9 protein-coding genes are annotated in these 18,132 nt (G+C 41.9%); all 9 read right to left on the reverse strand.

Features of this window, described 5'->3' with window-relative positions:
• Positions 1 to 4: 4 nt before the first annotated feature.
• Positions 5 to 3,388, reverse strand: coding sequence for a SusC/RagA family TonB-linked outer membrane protein (locus IZT61_RS18830; protein WP_196098564.1), 3,384 nt, complete (start codon positions 3,386 to 3,388; stop codon positions 5 to 7).
• A gap of 434 nt (positions 3,389 to 3,822) precedes the next feature.
• Positions 3,823 to 4,605, reverse strand: coding sequence for a carboxylesterase family protein (locus IZT61_RS18835; RefSeq protein ID WP_196098565.1), 783 nt, complete (start codon positions 4,603 to 4,605; stop codon positions 3,823 to 3,825).
• A gap of 425 nt (positions 4,606 to 5,030) precedes the next feature.
• Positions 5,031 to 7,328 (reverse strand): beta-glucosidase BglX, encoded by a 2,298-nt coding sequence (gene bglX / locus IZT61_RS18840; protein ID WP_196098566.1) that lies wholly within the window; start codon positions 7,326 to 7,328, stop codon positions 5,031 to 5,033.
• Positions 7,329 to 7,355: 27 nt separating this feature from the next.
• A complete protein-coding gene (locus IZT61_RS18845; protein WP_196098567.1) occupies positions 7,356 to 9,101 on the reverse strand; it encodes a discoidin domain-containing protein in 1,746 nt (581 codons plus the stop codon).
• A 247-nt stretch (positions 9,102 to 9,348) separates the two neighbouring features.
• Complete coding sequence (locus tag IZT61_RS18850; protein WP_196098568.1) at positions 9,349 to 10,707, reverse strand: glucoamylase family protein; 1,359 nt, start codon at positions 10,705 to 10,707, stop codon at positions 9,349 to 9,351.
• A 15-nt stretch (positions 10,708 to 10,722) separates the two neighbouring features.
• Complete coding sequence (locus tag IZT61_RS18855; protein ID WP_196098569.1) at positions 10,723 to 12,399, reverse strand: glucoamylase family protein; 1,677 nt, start codon at positions 12,397 to 12,399, stop codon at positions 10,723 to 10,725.
• A gap of 53 nt (positions 12,400 to 12,452) precedes the next feature.
• Positions 12,453 to 13,340, reverse strand: coding sequence for a LamG-like jellyroll fold domain-containing protein (locus IZT61_RS18860; protein WP_196098570.1), 888 nt, complete (start codon positions 13,338 to 13,340; stop codon positions 12,453 to 12,455).
• Positions 13,341 to 13,362: 22 nt separating this feature from the next.
• Positions 13,363 to 14,916, reverse strand: coding sequence for a RagB/SusD family nutrient uptake outer membrane protein (locus tag IZT61_RS18865; protein WP_196098571.1), 1,554 nt, complete (start codon positions 14,914 to 14,916; stop codon positions 13,363 to 13,365).
• 17 nt (positions 14,917 to 14,933) lie between these two features.
• The gene (locus IZT61_RS18870) at positions 14,934 to 17,954 is read right to left on the reverse strand and encodes a SusC/RagA family TonB-linked outer membrane protein (protein ID WP_196098572.1); all 3,021 of its coding nucleotides are present in this window, start codon (positions 17,952 to 17,954) and stop codon (positions 14,934 to 14,936) included.
• Positions 17,955 to 18,132: the final 178 nt, after the last annotated feature.

The raw sequence follows: 18,132 nt of genomic DNA on the forward strand, positions 1-18,132 counted from the left end.
TTAACTAGAAAGTAAGTGTTATGCCTGCTGAATATAGCTGTGCAATAGGGTAAATGATGATACCACCACCCAATTCAGGATCAACTCCTTGAAAGTCTTTATCCTTAATTGTGATCAGGTTTTCACCAGTCACAAATACCCGTAAATTGGCAATCTTAGCACGATTTACCCAACGTTTTGGTAGGGTATACCCAATTTGTAAAGACTTTAATTTCGCGTATGATGCGTTGCTCAGATAAAGCGTATTTGCTGGAGTTATCGACGGAGAAGAAAGCAAGCGAGGATACTTTGCATTAATTTTTGCATTAGGGTCTGTTGCTGGGTCGTAGTTAGCATCGGTATGGGCTTTAACAGCATCGTAAAAATAGTATTTACTCCATGCATCTCCCGGTAGCTGATCCGCAGTGTTAGCTAAAATAGAGCTATTGGCACCCCTATCATTGATATAAAAGTATGACCCTAATCTACCTGCCCACAGCATATTTAAATCAATGCCTTTCCAAGCGGCAGTTAAGTTTAAACCAAAACTGAATTTGGGCGCTTGCGATTTTCCAGTAAATTCGCGATCGTCATCATTTCCATATTTGCCATCACCGTTCACATCAGCCATAATCATTTGCCCGTACCAAATGTTCGCTGCGCCAGAGCCTACAGTATTATTGTTGAAAGAATATCCTGCGGCTATCATGGATTTCACCCAATCCAAATCAGCTTTGGTGCGTATCATACCATCTTTCGGCCCCCCGTTAGGGTTTACAGATCCGTCGGCATTGGTATAAGACCCAGCTCCGGAATAAGGGCGGCGCAGAAAATACTCGTCAAACATTTTTCCTTCTACGCGACGGGTATTTTGATCATCAGTTTTTGCTCCGCCCGGCGTTGATACATCTGCCAAATTAGTATATCGTAAAGTAGGGTTGCCAAACACATCAAGCGTTGAAGGATCTCGCTCGTATTTAAGCGCTCCCTCCAGCTTGGTAACCTTGTTGGTATTGTAATTCAGGTTAACATTAATCCCGTAGCTAAATTCCCCAGCGCGATCATTCCAGCCAAGGTTAAGGTCAATACCTTTGTTGCTCATGGAAGCTTTATTAATTAAAGGAGCTTTAGTGCTACCCAGCGTTTGATAAACGACTGCGCCAGCTAAAATATCTGATGTATAACGATAATAGGCTTCTGCCTCAAGGCTTAACCGATTATTTAAGAACTTTGATTCAAATCCAAAATTATATGTGGTCAGTTTTTCCCATGATAGGTTCAGGTTTTGAAAAGTTGCCTGGATTACGCCATTTGATACCTGCTCATTAAACACGTTATTTACCTTTTTATATAAGGTTAACCAGTCGTAGTTACCTTTTATATTGTTTCCTAAGTTACCGTAAGATGCCTTGATTTTAAGATAGTTAACGTGCTTTTTAGTTGAATTAAAAAATGGCTCATTGCTTATTATCCAGCCAGCCGAAAACGAAGGGAAAAGGTTACCCCGATGGCCTGGCGCAAATTTAGAAGAGGCATCGGAACGGAAGTTCGCCTCAAATAGGTATTTGCTATCATAAGCATAATTTACACGACCAAAATAGGACAAAATAGCGTTTTCTGATAATGCGTCATCAATCTTATTTTGATCTGTTCCAAAGTTCTCAAATGTCGATGCAGAATTGATGTCTGTTACTGTCCAATCTAGCAGGCCCCGCACAGCAAGGCGAAATCCGCTGTTCTTGGTTCGATATTGTTCGTAGCCGGCTAAACCGCTTACATCATGTTTGCCAAATTTGTTTGCATAGCGCAATAGAAAATTAGCAGTGTAGTTGCTAGTCCCTTCCGAATAACGCGAAGTCGTAGCCTGATTCAGATTTCCTATTCCTACTTTGGGTACATCGAAGCTTTCTCGGAAACTATACAGCGGCAAATCTTGAGCGTAGTTTGTATTTGCTCGTGACGACTCGTTATAGTTAAACCTCGTTTCTGCACTAAGTCCTTTCCAAATTTCAGCATTCAGGTACCAAGTAGTGTTAATATTTGTTTTATTATTCATGCCGCCCGTAGCTGCAGCACTTTGTAAGATGTTATTTGCATTAGATGTACCTTCAGCTTCGCCCGCACCATATTTTCCCTGATAGATAGGTGTTTGACCTGGAAATGCCTGCAGGAGATAAGTCATAGATGTACTGCCAGGTTCTTTAAACTCTCTGGTGGCGTAAGTTTGCGTACCAAAAGTGATAAAGTCAGCGATTTTTGTTTCCAAGTTTACTCGAATGTTGTAACGTTCAAGCCCTGTGTTTTTTAATGTGCCCGGATTGTTTTGATAACCTAGCGACATGAGATATGTAGAGTTTTTTCCACCCCCACTAACTGATAATCCATGGCGCTGATAATATTCTGGCTGGAAAAGGACTTGCGCCCAGTCTGTATTTGGAAATGCCAGCGAATTCGGAATCGTTTGGCCTGTTGTGGGGTGAACGAAAGTTCCGTTCGGATTGGTATTTGCAGCACGCCAATCAGCGATGATCTCCGGCGAATAGTCTGGCGAAGTGCTAGTTGGATTAGCATTTTGTTTTGCGATGTTGTGTAATTCCATCCAATCGGCGGTGTTTGCCATGAATTTAAGATCGGTAACGGCTTGTTCGCGTGCAAATAAACTATTAAAGGTTATTTTGGGCGATTCATTTTTTCTTCCTTTTTTGGTTGTTACCAAAATTACACCGTTTGCTGCTCTTGATCCGTAAATAGCGGCAGAAGCTGCATCTTTTAAGATTGACACATTTTCTATGTCGTCAGTATTTAAGGATGTCATATCGGCAATGATACCGTCGACTAACACCAAGGGATCACTGTTGTTGAAAGAACCTACACCACGTATCCTAATGGCCACGCTCTCATCTCCTGGATTTCCCCTTCCCTGGGTTACGCTTACACCCGCCGCTGTTCCAGCTAGGGCAGTTGCCATGTTGGTTATTGGACGATTGGTAATTTTATCTGCGCTAACGGTAGAAACGGATCCGGTTAGGTTTACCCTCTTTTGTGTACCGTAACCAACCACAACCACATCGTTTAAGTCATTTGCTTCTTCCTTAATAGTTAGGTTGTAATTGGATCTCTCGTCTACCGTTGTTCGAGCATCGGCATACGAGATGTATTTCGTTACCAATACGTCGCCCGGTTTGGCTGAAATGGCAAACTTTCCATCACTATCGGTTTGAGTTTTAGCGCCACCACCCTCAATTAATATGGTTACTCCAGGAATGCCTTGGCCGCTGGCATCTTTAACTGTTCCCGTAATTTTTTTTGTTTGCGCTAGTGCCAGCATGGGCAACGTGAGCAACATGATGAAAATAAATTTGAGGCGACGAGTGCACCAATCCATTTTCAGGTTCGTAAAATGCGTCATAAGCAATTTTAATTTTTGGTTAGAAAATAATTTGTTTAAATGCGATGCTGGAGGGATGATGACGCATGCAGGTAACAAAAGTATTGATTATGGCAGAGCGGGGAGGGGTAAAATCGTAAAGAAATAGGGGGGGAAATCCTTTAATCGGACAGAAATGCGAAAGATTAATAAAAAGGAGCCCCGAGAATGGGCGAAAGAATTGGTGTTTTTAGCTATCCGCTTTTCAGCGATCCCGCCACCATGGCCACTCCCCGGCCTCGCAATTGGGCCTTTGGGGTTTCCGTTTCTGGCAGGTCATTTGGGCGAGCGGAGCTGCAGCCGCCAATAATTACGAAGCGTTCGTTCCGGAACAGAAGTAAAGCAAGCAAAAACGGTTCTATGCCATGGCAAGTAAAATTTACAGGACCTGGTCAAAGTAGCATCTTCTAACGAATTTAGTCCCGCTTATGCGAAAATAGCCAGGGCAACAGTTCTGGCTCGGCAAAGGCGCTATCCCAGCTGTTGTGGTTTGCGTTAGGATAGAGGGTAAATTTCACTTCTCTGCCAACCGTTTTTAGGCGTTCGGCGATGGCCATTGAATAGGCTGGATCTACAATGTCGTCCTTCCCGCCATGAAAGATCCAAAGGGGAACGGTTTTATATTTGCGAATATTATTGGTATTGTCTCCGCCACAAATGGCAAAGGCAGCAGCAAATGTTTTGCGTTGTCTTCTTAATAGTTCATAAGTGCCCATGCCACCCATTGAAAGGCCGCCGACATACACTTGTTCTTTATTTACAAATGGTTTCTTCAGAAAATCTTTTACCATTCCCTGCAAGGCATGCATGGCTTTTGTAGGCTTCCCGCCTTCAACGAAGCTAAAGTTGCGTTTGCCCTTATCGTTTGTTGTGATATTTACATTTGCCCAGTAGCTATCGGAAGAACATTGAGGGAAAATGACTATTGCGGGAAAGTTTTTCCTCACCTCGTCCTTCAAAAACAGTTTGGCACCATGTGTGAGTTGCTTTTCATTGTCGTTTCCGCTTTCTCCACGCCCGTGAAGCACAAACAGGACCGGATATTTCTGTGCAGGATTAAAGTTTTCGGGGAATAAAATTCTATAGTTGATGGAATCTTGTCCTTTATTGAAACTTCCGCGATCGTATTTTTTGAAATCCTGGGCGTTTGAGAAAAATGCCGTAATCAGCAAAAAAATGGTTAGAAAAGTATTTTTCATAGAACAAAAATAGAAAACGTTAGGTGTTTTGCAAGGAATTGTCTGTTTAAAACGTCATTCGATCTTTAGCCTTTTGCAACTAAAGTTGGAATGCCCCTCCTCGTGTGGGCAGGTGTTAGCAAAGGATCGTCGGCTTTACTAAAGGTCGTAGCGGGACGCTACAACCAGATTAAGTATGTGCTAACGGGAGAGAGATAGCTCAACGATGAGGCTCGGTTTTCGATATGACGGGCTATTGTTTAGTTTTCGACATTCCCATTCTACGTCATTTCGAATGCCGAATTTTTTCTAATCGGGAGAGAAATCTGTTAACTAAGGATTACCGAATTTAAGGATATGCTAACGGGCTAAGGCATGACGAGTGAATCATAAAATTCTACACTGCCAGACCGTCCGTTCGGGCAGTGTAGAATACAGCGTTTTACCTACTTCAGCGTAAATGCTGCTTTTTTTACATCTCTTGAATTTGTACCAATAAACACCTCAAAATCGCCGGGTTCGGCAACGAATTTTAAGTCAGAGTTGTAAAACTTTAGGTCGTTTTCGGTAATGTTGAAGCTGATCGTTTTGCTTTCGCCTGCTTTCAGCGCCACTTTCTGGAACCCTTTTAACTCTTTAACCGGACGGGTAATGCTTCCTACCAAGTCGCGAATGTACAATTGTACCACTTCCTTGCCGTCGTATTTACCGGTGTTGCTTAAAGTAACAGATGCAGTAATTGATTTACCTTTTGCCAAAGTATTCGAACTCAATTTTACGTCGCTATAATTAAAAGTGGTATAACTTAAACCAAAACCGAATGGATATAATGGATCGTTGCTTACATCCAGATAATTTGACCGGAATTTCTCAAACCATTTACCTTCTGCCAACGGACGACCAGTGTTTTTATGGGCATAATATAGTGGCACCTGACCAACATTTTGCGGGAAGGTTGTACTTAATTTTCCTGATGGATTTACCTTTCCGAAAAGCACGTCGGCAATTGAGTTTCCAGCTTCGCTACCGGGGAACCAAACGTTTAAAATGGCGGGAATATTTTCTTGCTCCCATTTCAACGCCAGCGGACGGCCCGTAAATAGTACCAAAACAACTGGTTTACCGGTTTTTGCCAGGGCTTTTAGCAGGTTCTTTTGCGTTTCAGGAATCTGAATATCGGTTACGCTGCTGCTTTCGCCTGTAAATTCAGATCCTTCGCCCATCGTGGCCACAATTACGTCTGACTTTTCTGCAACTTTTAAAGCTTCTTTAATCAATTCTTCTTCCGATCGTGCATCGCGTTTGTAGGTGGGGTTATGAACGTTTACATAGCGGTGTTCCATTACCGAATCGGCTAGGAAATTTGAGCCCCTGGCGGTCAAAATTTTAACATCGTTACCTACTGCGTTCTTTAAACCCTGCAACACGGTTACCGATTTATCAAACAGGGCGGCAACACTCCAGGTGCCATACATGTTTGCCGTATTATCAGCCAAAGGGCCTATTAAACCAATTGTTCCAGTTTTTTTAAGTGGAAGAATGTTGTTGTTATTTTTAAGCAAAACAAAGCTTTCGGCTGATATTTCGCGGGCGACTTGACGATTGGCTGCGCTGAAAACCTCAGTTTCTGCCCGTTTTGGATCGCAAAATTTATAAGGATCGTTAAATAGGCCCAGTTTATATTTTGCCTGAAGAATTAAACGACAAGCTCTGTTAATTTCGTTGATGTTCACTTTTTTCTCGGCGAGCGATTTTTTTAACGTTCCTAAAAAGCCCTCGCCAACCATATCCATATCAATACCTGCGTTTAAGGCCAATGCCGAAACCTTTTGTAAATCGCCCATGCCGTGTGCAATCATTTCAGGGATGCCTGTATAATCGGTTACCACGAAGCCCTTAAAACCCCATTGGTTGCGCAGAACCTCTGTCATAAGCCATTTATTGCCGGTTGCAGGAATCCCATCAACCTCATTAAACGAAGCCATAATACTTGCTGCACCAGCATCAACAGCTGCTTTGTAGGGCGGGAAATACTCGTTGTACATGCGCACCCTGCTCATATCGGTTGTGTTATAGTCTCTTCCGGCTTCGGCGGCGCCATAAAGCGCATAATGTTTTACGCAAGCTAAAATTTCGTTGTTGGCCTGGAGCTTCCCTTGATAGCCCTTAACCATAGCCGCTGCAATTTGCGAGCCTAAATAAGCATCCTCGCCACTTCCTTCGGAGATTCTTCCCCAACGTGGATCGCGGGAAATATCAACCATCGGCGAAAAAGTCCAGTTGATGCCGCTTGCACTGGCTTCAATGGCGGCAACCCTTGCCGATCGTTGTACGGCGTCCATATCCCAGGTACAGCTCATGCCCAGTGGAATCGGGAACACGGTATTGTAGCCATGAATAACGTCCATACCGAACAATAACGGTATTTTCATTCTGCTTTCCTCAACGGCAACCTTTTGTACGGCCTTAATTTTATCAACACCTTTGATGTTGAACAAACCGCCCACTTGCCCATCTTTGATTTTCTTGCCAATATCGCTGCTGTTTGCCTGCCCGGTGGTAATATCGCCAGAACTTGGCAGGTTGAGCTGCCCGATCTTCTCATCGACAGTCATTTTCGCCATCAGGTTATTGATGAAAGTATTCATTTTTGCCTCTTCGGCCGATACAGGTTTTTTCGTTTGCGCTGTAGCATTCAGCATTAGTGATGCTAAAAATACAACCAGGATTTTCGCTTTGTTCATACTATGTGTGTTTTAATCTTTAATTCGTTAATCGACCTTTTTTACAGTGGTTTTTTTCGAAACGCCGTTTTCGTTGATGGCCTCGATGGCGAAGTAATACGGTTTTTGGCTATCCATGGCCTTAAACCAATATTCATTAAAATCGTGTATCATGATGCAATTGTACAATTTATCGGGCGCTGTACCGTAATATAAATTGTATGCAAAGGCATTATCAACGGGTTGCCATTTAATATAAGCGCTTCGTTTATCTTTCTCGGTTCTTAAAACGATCAGGTTTTTAACTTCCGATGGCTTTTCTCCATTACCATTGCCAAAAACACGGAGGCCACTAATGGCAAACTTTCCGGTTGGCATGTGGATATTAATCAATTTGATGAACCTTGTTTTAACGGGTTTTTCAAGTTCGATATAATCGTGTGGAACATCGGTTTTATTTTGACTTTTATCAACTAGTGTAGTCCATTTTTTGCCATCAACCGATGATAGAATTTTATACTGATGGTAAATGCCGATCTGCTTGCCAATAAATTCGGCATCCTGATCGGCGTAATTGATTTGGATAGCGTTTACAGTGGCCAAGCTCCCGAGATCGGTTTGGATCCACTCGCCATTGTTGGCCGTTTTTGCGCTCCAATAGGTTTTAATGCTTTCATCAACGGCGTTGTTGGCATGGAATGCGCCAAGTGTTGATGAAACGGTAACGGGCTTTTTGTAGTTGATGAGCATCCACCCCGGACCCGCCGGGCCATTTTCTTTTCTTTCTGAAGGAAGGTAGAGCGGATAATCGCCGAAGGCGGTGTTTGTCCACATTACATCATCTTTATCAAAACCCGTTGGCCAGATGCCCATTCTACGCTCCCAAGTGTTTTTTACGCAGATGATGCTGGTAGAAATGTGCCAGTACTTTTTGTTGTTATCTTGAAAGGTAGCCCCGTGACCTGCGCCACGAGAAAAACCACCACCCTTGTAGCTTAGTGGATCTGATTGCGGGGTTATTTGAGCGCCATCAAACAAGGGCTTATCGCCTACAACTACGCCATCCGAGTAACCGCTAAATTCGGTTCCGGGCGCCCCATACTGAAAATAATATTTACCGTTGTGCTTCGTCATCCAAGCACCCTCGGCAAAGGCATCCAGAAAGGTGTTGTCCATATGTTCGCCAAAGCGCTGCCAACCGTATCGCCAGCCTTGTAACAGGTACATTGGTGTGCGTGTGCCGATGGGCTTAAATGTTTTGCGATTGAGTTCTACGCCATACATCGGATAAACATTGCTGCTTCCGTTGTACATGTAAAACCTACCGTCATCATCCGTAAAAAAGGCCGGATCCCAGCCGCCAATCTCTAACGAATCGACCAGCGGAAACCATTTATTGGCCTTCGGGTCGGTGCTTCCCCAAAGCGTGAAGTTTTTGGTGTAGGTACTTCCGAAGACAACCATTGTATCGCCCACAATGCCAACGCCGGGTGCGCAAAGCTCATCTTTAGTCTTGTTCCACGGGCGAAGAAACTTGCGCTCTTCAAATTTCCAGTTCAACATATCGGGGCTATGCCAGTAACCCCATTGGTTAGTACTAAACAGGTAAAAATCGCCTTTATAGTTCACAATAACCGGATCGGCAGTGGCCCGATGCTTGCCCCATTCGGTAAAAGATTCAAACGGGGTATAGCCGTAATCTACATTAATTGGGTTGCAGTAGGTTTTTTGCTTCTGGGCGTAGGCCGCAGAAAACGATGTAAATAATAATATGATTAGCAGTATTTTTTTCATTGTTGTTTGTTTGTTGCTGTCATTCTGAGCGCAGCGAAGAATCTGTTTCCTATTACCGCCTGAAATAAAGTTACTCACTTACCTTTTGCAGCTTGTGCTTTTATTTAAGTTGACATTTCATCGCTTGGGGATCCTTCGTGCCAGCCATTGAGGTTTCGTCATTGCGAAATCGATTTTTCATCGATTGAAGCAATCTCATTAGCGACTTAATTGCAGAATAGATTGCTTCGTGCCTCGCAATGACGAATTACTTATTTTCAAAACCCAACTTCGTCAACCCTTTTTGCACATCGGTATTACTCATAAACAATTTCCAAAGTAAGCCCGATCTATAATTTTCAATCATTACCACCATTGGTCCTTGATCGATTCCCAAATATCTTTTCGGATACCAGTTGTCGGTTTCAGAAAAGGCATCATAAAAACCGTACTTGCCCCAAACTTTATCGCCCAAATCTTCATATAAATGACGGATTACTTTCATCGATTCTTTGGGTGTGTACGGAATGGACGAAATGGCTGCGGTAGGGGAGATAACGCCAAAATCTTCTTTGGGATTATGGGCGGCATATCCTTTTACGGAATAACTTGCGGTTAAGCCCCAGCTATTTTCGCCGTAACCTTTGTATCCTTTTGGGTTATCGACGCAATAATCATGAATGGCTAAGGTATGGTTTACATTGTTTTGCCAGTAATCGGCATATTTATCTTTAAGTCCTTTTGGATTGAGGCCCAAATAAGAGTAATGTGCCCAGAATAGCGGTCCCACCGACTTTTTTTGTCCTTGATAATCCAGAGTGAATGGGTGACCATACACTTCGAAACTTGTTTTAATGTCCCCATTGCGGGCCCAACCTTCGTGGTAAACTTCGGCAGGAACGGTGTGCGTTGGCGATGAGGCCGCTAACACATACATAATTAAACATTCGTTATAGCCTTTTACCGGGAAGTTCATTTCCCAGTTGTATTCTGGCGACCAATGCCAATAAAGCACATTTTGATTGCCGTTGCGATACCAATCAAAATCGATTCCCTTCCAAAGTTCATCGGCTTTTTTGGCGAGGGCCTTTTCTTCCGGGGTTCCGTTTTTATAATAGGCATCTATGCAAATCAATGCTTGTGCAACAAATGAGGTTTCGACTAAATCGCCGCCGTTGTCTTTTTTACCAAAAGGCCTTACCTTGCCAGTTTCTCCATAAAACCAGTGCGGCCATGCACCATGAAAGCGATCGGCCTTGGCCAAGAAATCCAAAATTTTATTTAAGCGATCTAAACCTTCTTTTTTGGTGACATAACCTCTATCAATGCCACTTAATATTGCCATTAAACCGAATCCGGTTGCTCCGGTGGCAACGGTACTTTTGTCGTTTTCAGGATAAATCTCATCTACATGGTAGCGTTCTCTCCCTGCACCCGACGTAGGTTCGGCACCATCCCAAAAATATTGGAAGGTCTGCTTTTGAACCAGATCGAGTAACTGCTCATCAGATAGGTTTTTTTTAATGGTTAAATCCGGATTATAAAGGTTGCTTACCTTTTGAGCGCAGGATGTAAGGGTTAGGGTAACGAGTGATAAGTAAAGAAGGGTTCGGAGTTTTTTTTGCATTTGGGATGGTGCTGTTTAAAGATTGGGACTGTTGAAACCTAAATTTTTCATGCCTGCTTTTACTTCAGGGGCACTCATAAATAGGTTCCAGATTAATTTTGTTCTATAATTTTCGATCATCACCACAATCGGGCCTTGATCGATCGCTAGTGTCGAGGTGGCAAACCATTGATCTTTTAATGAAAAAGCATCGTAAAAGCCATATTCGCCCCAGGTTTTGTTGCCCAGTTTGTAATAGAAATATTTTAGCGCCTGCATGGATTCTGTTGGCGTGTACGGCATTGAAGCTAAAGCTGCTGTTGGTGCAATTACGCCAACGTCGTTTGTTGGCGAGCTGGCGGTATATCCATTTTGGATATCGCTGGCCGTTAAGCCCCAGCAATTTTCACCATAACCGTAGTGGCCTAATGGGTTTGTTTTGCAGTAATTATAATTGATTAAAGTGTGTGCCTTTGTTTGGGTTTCGTAATCGGCATAAGCATCGGTTAAGCCCATCGGGTTGATGCCCATAAATGAATAATGAGCAAAAAATAATGGACCGCCACTGGCTGGGCCCAAGGGAAGCTGAACGCCATAATAGGTGCTACCATTTTTCATATTGCCGTTTTGCGCCCAACCGTTATCGTAAACCGATTTGGGAATGGCGTGAGTAGGGGAGGCGGCGGCCATAACGTAGGTTATTAAGCTTTCGTTCCAACCTTTAATCGGCAAGTTCATGTCCCAATTGTAATTCAGGCTCCAATGCCAGTATAAGGTGTTGCTATCGTTTTTACGGTACCAATTCCATTCTACACCGTTGTAAATGGCGTTAATGTCGTTTCGTAAAGTCGTTTCATTGGCGTCGGCGCCGTTAAAATATTGACGGGCAGTAATTAAACCAGCCATCAGGTACGATGTTTCTACCAAGTCGCCACCGTTATCTTTGGCGCTAAAAGGAATTACTTTTCCCGAATTACCGTTGAGCCAGTGCGGGTAAGCGCCATGGAAACGCTCAGCAGTTTTTAAAAAGGCTACTATTTTTTGCATGCGGGCCAATCCTTCGGCTCTGCTGATAAAGTTGCGACTGATTCCGGTTACTAATGCCATGATACCAAAGCCTGAGCCACCTGAGGTTACGGTATTGCCCGATGTATTTCTTTCTCGGGCCAATCCGCTGGTTGGATGGGCAAAATCCCAGAAATATTTAAAGGTTTGCTTCTGTACGAGGGTTAGGAGCTCGTCGTCGCCGATGCGGGGGAATTTGTCGGTGTCATCTGGCCCGATTTTGAGTGTTATGATCACTGGGTTAATTAATCTTCCATTTGTCGTAGATTTTAACCCGTTACTAATGTTTACGGTATATGTTGTAAACGACGAAAGCGCATTTTTAGGAATAATTATGATTATTTTGTCCGAGGATTGTAATTGTTGATTATAGGGAATCTCAGTTCCAGTTGGGCCTATAAGTTTAATGGCTTCTAAAATGGTTGTTTTATTGATAGATTCAGTAAAGTTAATTTTAATCTCTGGGAGGTTATTTAGGCCATTGTAAGTTAACGTACCATTATAAGTCCCATTAACTGTAAAAGATAAGGATGTATCTATATTCGAATTGGAGCGATCGGTTTTTTTGCAGCTGCCGACAAGTGTCAAAAGAAAAAAGAGCTTTAGAGCCAGTTGAACTAAAATCCGGTTGGAATTTGATTTTAACATGGGATTAAAAAGATTATTAAGCACACGGTGCAACCCGTGTGCTTAGGAGAAAATTACTTGCCGGCCTGATAAAGGTCGTACATTGCCTTAACTACTGGGTCAGGCATAAAGGCATTATAAATTTTTACCTCATCAATTTTACCGTTCATCAAGCCAAAATCGGCATTTGTATTTACTGTTTTGCCAGGGATAAGATTATAGTTCGCACCAAAAATCAATTCATTTGGCTCATTAGATTGGAAAAGATTGTTTCCTGTCCCTCTATCTGAATAACTGCCGATATTCTCTCCGTTCGCTACAATATTAAATCTTCCTGTTAAACCATTGTAACTCAAAACTAGATGGACCCAGTTTCCCGGCCCTATTTTTGGTGATTTGGTTGCATTTAGATTATCTTGCGATCCGTTTCCAACAGTGGAAAACCTTGGGCCTATTTTCAAAATATCTGTATTGCTCGCAGGGTAGCTATTAGTATTTAGCCTAATGTCTAAATTGCCATCAAATACGCCTGGTCTCGCAAGTTGCAATAACATCGTTTTTTTTGAACCATTATTGGATATTTGAATCCATTGGCTTATTGTAAAACTTTTGAAAACGTCTTTTTTGAAAGCAGAGAACTGGCTGGCGTAATACAAATATCCTGCGCTTAGGTTTAACGCCTTGCCTTTAAACCCTTCAACAAATGAGTCGCCAGTTTTGGTTGTTGGTGCAGTATTACTAATTTTTTCGTTGTAGGTATCATCGAAACTGAAATACGCAACAAGATTGTCTTTTAAGATTTCATCTGAAGTTCGAAAACCGCCGACCGTTCCCTCATAATCTTTAGGATCTAATTCAGGAAGGTTGTTAGGGTTACCATCTTTTTTACAACCTGCAAATGCGGAAAAAAGTAGTAGTAACACCAATGCGTATCTCAATTTGTATATGTTTGATCTTTTCATATTCTTTATTTGTTAAAGCCAATTAGTAACCAGGGTTTGGCGTCAAAACGCCTTTACTTAAATCAATTTGCTGTTGAGGTATTGGCAGTAGTCTATCTCTGTTCGGATTGTAGCTTGTTTTACCAGCAGCTTGCATGGCCTCGGCATCAATTCCCCACCTTACAATGTCGAAGAAACGTTCATGTTCCATTGCGAGTTCTATTCTTCGTTCTTGTCTGATGGCGTTGCGTAAAATACCTTGGTCGGTGGTATTAATGTTTGGTAGTGTGCCAGCAACTGTCGCAGTTTTTCTCGCTCTGGCTCGTACACTATTTAATGCATCGAGTGCAAGTTTAATATTTCCTGCACCACCAACTTCATTAGCAGCTTCGGCAAACATCAATACCACGTCAGCATAACGTAAAATGCGAACATTCATCCACCAACCGCTTCTGCTATTATAAGCAGCAATGTATGTCGGATTGGCTAGAACCTTATGGTTATATTTTAGATTTGGAACCTCAGTTGGATAAAATGGCGCTTTCTGTCCATATACTGTGAAATTATCTTTTCCTGCTATACTGCTGTATAGTATGGTTCTTGCTTTTCGAGGGTCGTTTGGTTCATAGGCAGCTTCTAAAGCTGCACTCGGCGAATTCCATCCCCAACCTCTATTCCATTCGGTAGTACTCCCTCTAGTACCCTGCACACTGGCGTATTGAACCCCGTTTGCAGTTTGTACAGTAGCACTTGCCGTAGCTTGAATCTCAAATACAGACTCTTTGCTATTTTCGCCTTTTTCGCTAAAAATATCGTCGTACGAAACGCTTAAGTCGTATTGACCTGAATTCATTACCTGGCTGGCTACAGACATGGCCATTCCCCACTTCTTTTGGTATAAATAGGCCTTTGCGAGAATTCCGTTTGCTGATCCTTTAGTCGGCCGGCCAATGAATTTTGACGGCCAGTTCAAGGGCAAATTTGCTGCCGCAAATTGTAAATCATCTTCGATAAAAGCATATATTTCTTCAGGGCTGCTTTGTGGAATGTTTGAGGTAACACTCAGTACCTTATCAATTTTCGGTATCCGTCCAAACGCTCTTACAAGAAAGAAATATGAGTAGCCACGTAAAAATCTCGCCTCTGCTTCAGCCTGGATTTTCTGTTGTTCATTGGCAACGATTTCGCTGTTATTATAGATTTGATCAATAATTGTATTACATCTATTAATCATTGTGTAATACTCTGTCCACAGCGTATTGACCCTACCGTTTGTCAAAGCTGGAAAATTATCCATTGCAATAACATCGGCACCGCCATCGCTTGCGGTACTCCCTTTGTCAGCATCGTCACTTCGAATACTTGTAACTACCATAAAACCATCAGAAACATAGTTATATGCTCTTAATGCACTATATGCAGAAAACAAAAAAGTATCATAGGGAGTTGATCCCTGGGGGTAAGGGTAATCATCTGCAGTATACTCACCTTGTCTTTGGGTATCTAAAAATTTTTGACAGCCCGAGTTTATCGAAACCGCGGTTATAGCTAATAAGCCCAGCGCAATATTTCTTCTATAATTATTAAATATTTTCATTTTTTAAGCTTTTTTGATTAAAAAGTAACATTTAAACCAAATGAATAAACAGCAGGTACTGGATAAACACCATTGTCGGCGCCACCGCCTAAAATACTTCCGATTTGTGCTTCAGGGGTATAACCAGTTGCTTTTGTCCAAGTTTGTAAGTTTTGACCACTTACATAAATTCTAAGTTTTTGCGCTCCTAATTTATTCATTAACGCTGGAGCGAACGTGTACCCTAATTGCACAGTGCGTAACCTGAAATAATCGCCAGGTTCTAGAAAATAAGAGCTGAACTGAAAGTTGTTGCCACGAGTATTATCTAAAATGGGCTCTACATTACTTGTACCTGGACCAGTCCAAGCATTTAGTCTATTGCTTTCATAATTTAAGGTGGTAAAATTTGCAGTACGACGTTCGGTATAGATTTTATTTCCTGCTACTCCTTGTCCTTCAATTAATGCATCAAATCCTTTATATCCAAGCGAAAGGCTTAATCCATAACTATATGGTGGGAACGGCGTTCCTAAATAGGTTCTATCCAAGGCAGAGATAATGCCATCGCCATTTACATCCTCAAAGGCAATGTCGCCAACTTGTGAATTAGAGAATTGTGGTTGACTTAGCATTTCCTTGGCTGTTTGATAAATACATAATTGTCTTAAGCCATAAAAATAACCAATAGACTGGCCTGAGTTCGTAAGATTTACACCACTATTACCCGTGATTTGGAATTCTGTAGTATTACCTAAAGATTCAACACGATTTCTATTGTAACTGAAGTTTCCATTTAAACTATAACTTAGTTCTCCAATCTTATCGGCCCATCCTAAGCTTACTTCAATACCACGATTGTTAATTTTACCTAAGTTGGTAAAGAATGGAAGTTGGCCAGCTAATAATGGAAAACTTGTTAGAATACCATCAGTCGTTTTATTATAGAAAGTTAACTCTGCATTAAAGCGATCTTTTAACGCACGTAAGTCTAGGCCAACATCAAAGCCCTGAACAATCTCAAACCTTAAATTCGGGTCAGGGATGTAAGCATTTTGAATGGCTGTGTAAACATTTTCACCAAATACGGCAACTTGGCCGTTTGTTAACCCTTGTTGATAAAGATTCGGCGAAACGCCATTTGAGTTACCCAGTCGGCCCCAAGACAAGCGAAATTTTAAATAGTCAATTCCTTTTATATTTTCTTTAAAAAAATCTTCTTCAGTTGCTACCCATCCTAGACCAACACTTCCAAATGTTCCCCATCGGTTTTCTGGAGAAAAACGCGAGCTTCCGTCTCTTCTAATTGTTCCATTAAAAAGATATTTATCCTTGTAAACATAACTCAATCTTGCAAAGACGCCCATGTTGGTTTCTTCACTTCCTCCACCTCCGTTTGCTTGTATATTATTAGCATTAATTACACCAATATACCACTGATCTGGATCACCCGGAACTACTAAAGTGCTATCAGTTCTGCTAGCATTAACATTAGAACCTGCAAAGCGTAAAGATGTGAAACCTGCCAAGGCTGTAAACCTGTGCCCGCCTTCCAATGATTTTTCATACGTTAAAGTATGATCTTGTTGATATCTATGTGTTTCAGACTGACTTTGATTGACTGTTGAGCGGAATTGATCATCTCTTACAACTTCATTTGACCCCCCGGCTTCTCCGATGTTAATAAATGAAAATGGAGGTCTCGAGTAACCTCTAGAATTTACAAATCCAAAATCTCCATAAAAGGTCGATCTAATCTTAAAATCTTGTAAGAATGTTAATTCGCCAAAAACACTACCATTAAAACGGAAAAATTTGTTAATTGACGTTCTGTCTCCACGCATAATAGCCGCCACTGGATTTCCTACTGAAGATCTTTGAAAAGACGGCATCGAGTAGTAAGTGTTCTCATCTAATCGTACCGGAACAATTGGAGCAGCCCATGTGGCGTTGGTTAAGCTGACAGAGGTACCATTAGGTTTAGCTAAAAAACCTGTTATGTCACCTCCAATCTTTAGTTTATCAGTTACTTTTATTTCTTCGCTAAGCCGCAAAACATATTTTTCATAACTACTATATTTTACTACGCCCTCTTGATTATTATAACTTAGATTCACTAACGTAGTGCTTTTTTCACCACTATTGCTAAAACTTAAGCTGTTTGAATTGATGAATGCGGTACGTAGAATTTGATCCTGCCAATCAGTATTACCTGTGTAGTTCGAAAAATCGAAGGGACTAGCACCTATATTGGCAAGTTGTGTTGAATACAACCTTTTAAATCCTTCTGCATCGGCTACGTCGATTTTATTTATCACTTTCTGAATACCGATATTTGAAGTGAAATTTACTCGCGTCTGACCGCGTGCCGCTCGTTTGGTGGTCACAGCAATTACGCCATTTGCACCACGCAAACCATAGATTGCCGAGGAAGATGCGTCTCTTAATAGATCGATCGATTCAATATCCGCTGGGTTTAAGTAATCAATGTTATCTTGTAATAAACCATCAACAACATATAACGGATTGGCGCTATTAGTACTACTTATCCCTCTAATTCGGATTACAGGCTGCGAGCCAGGGTTACCTGAATTTACAACTGTTAAACCAGCTACCTTGCCTTGTAATGATGATAGTGGATTTACGGCTGGCATTTTCGCAATGTCATCGCCTTTGACACTTGATATAGATCCAGTAAGATCCTTTTTCTTTTGCGTACCGTAACCTATAACAACTACCTGTTCCAGCTCATTGGCCGATGAAGCCAAAACGACGTTAATTGATGTGCGGTTGTTCACAGGCACTTCTTGTGTCACATATCCAACATAGGTAAATACGAGTGTCGCATCTGCCGGTGCGGAAATGCTGTAAGCGCCTGCCGCATCTGTCTGCGTTCCATTTTGTGTTCCTTTTACGACAACGCTTACGCTAGGGATGGTAGATTTATCTCCTCCGTCGGTTACATTGCCTCTAACCGTTATGTTTTGCGCAAAAGCTACGTTAATTGTGAGCAAACATATTCCGACCAGAACAGAAATTCTTGTAAAAATTCTTTTCATGCTTTATATTGATTAGATTTAATTGTTAGGCATAAAATTGGGATACAATTACTGCCTTTGCAAGCTCCGCGACCTCTACATTATTACATCACGTTCAAAGGAAAGGACGGAAATCGATTAATACTGATTCTTCATATAGGCTAAAAACGGGTTTTTATGAGCCTAGCCACAACAAATA

Source organism: Pedobacter endophyticus (genome assembly GCF_015679185.1).
In the GTDB taxonomy this organism is placed as follows: domain Bacteria; phylum Bacteroidota; class Bacteroidia; order Sphingobacteriales; family Sphingobacteriaceae; genus Pedobacter; species Pedobacter endophyticus.

Bases quoted from the DNA above. Each gene is read 5' to 3' on its own strand.
- IZT61_RS18870 (WP_196098572.1), bottom strand. From the start codon at position 17,954: ATGAAAAGAATTTTTACAAGAATTTCTGTTCTGGTCGGAATATGTTTG.
- IZT61_RS18855 (WP_196098569.1), bottom strand. From the start codon at position 12,399: ATGTTAAAATCAAATTCCAACCGGATTTTAGTTCAACTGGCTCTAAAG.
- bglX (WP_196098566.1), bottom strand. From the start codon at position 7,328: ATGAACAAAGCGAAAATCCTGGTTGTATTTTTAGCATCACTAATGCTG.
- IZT61_RS18860 (WP_196098570.1), bottom strand. From the start codon at position 13,340: ATGAAAAGATCAAACATATACAAATTGAGATACGCATTGGTGTTACTA.
- IZT61_RS18835 (WP_196098565.1), bottom strand. From the start codon at position 4,605: ATGAAAAATACTTTTCTAACCATTTTTTTGCTGATTACGGCATTTTTC.
- IZT61_RS18845 (WP_196098567.1), bottom strand. From the start codon at position 9,101: ATGAAAAAAATACTGCTAATCATATTATTATTTACATCGTTTTCTGCG.
- IZT61_RS18865 (WP_196098571.1), bottom strand. From the start codon at position 14,916: ATGAAAATATTTAATAATTATAGAAGAAATATTGCGCTGGGCTTATTA.
- IZT61_RS18830 (WP_196098564.1), bottom strand. From the start codon at position 3,388: ATGACGCATTTTACGAACCTGAAAATGGATTGGTGCACTCGTCGCCTC.
- IZT61_RS18850 (WP_196098568.1), bottom strand. From the start codon at position 10,707: ATGCAAAAAAAACTCCGAACCCTTCTTTACTTATCACTCGTTACCCTA.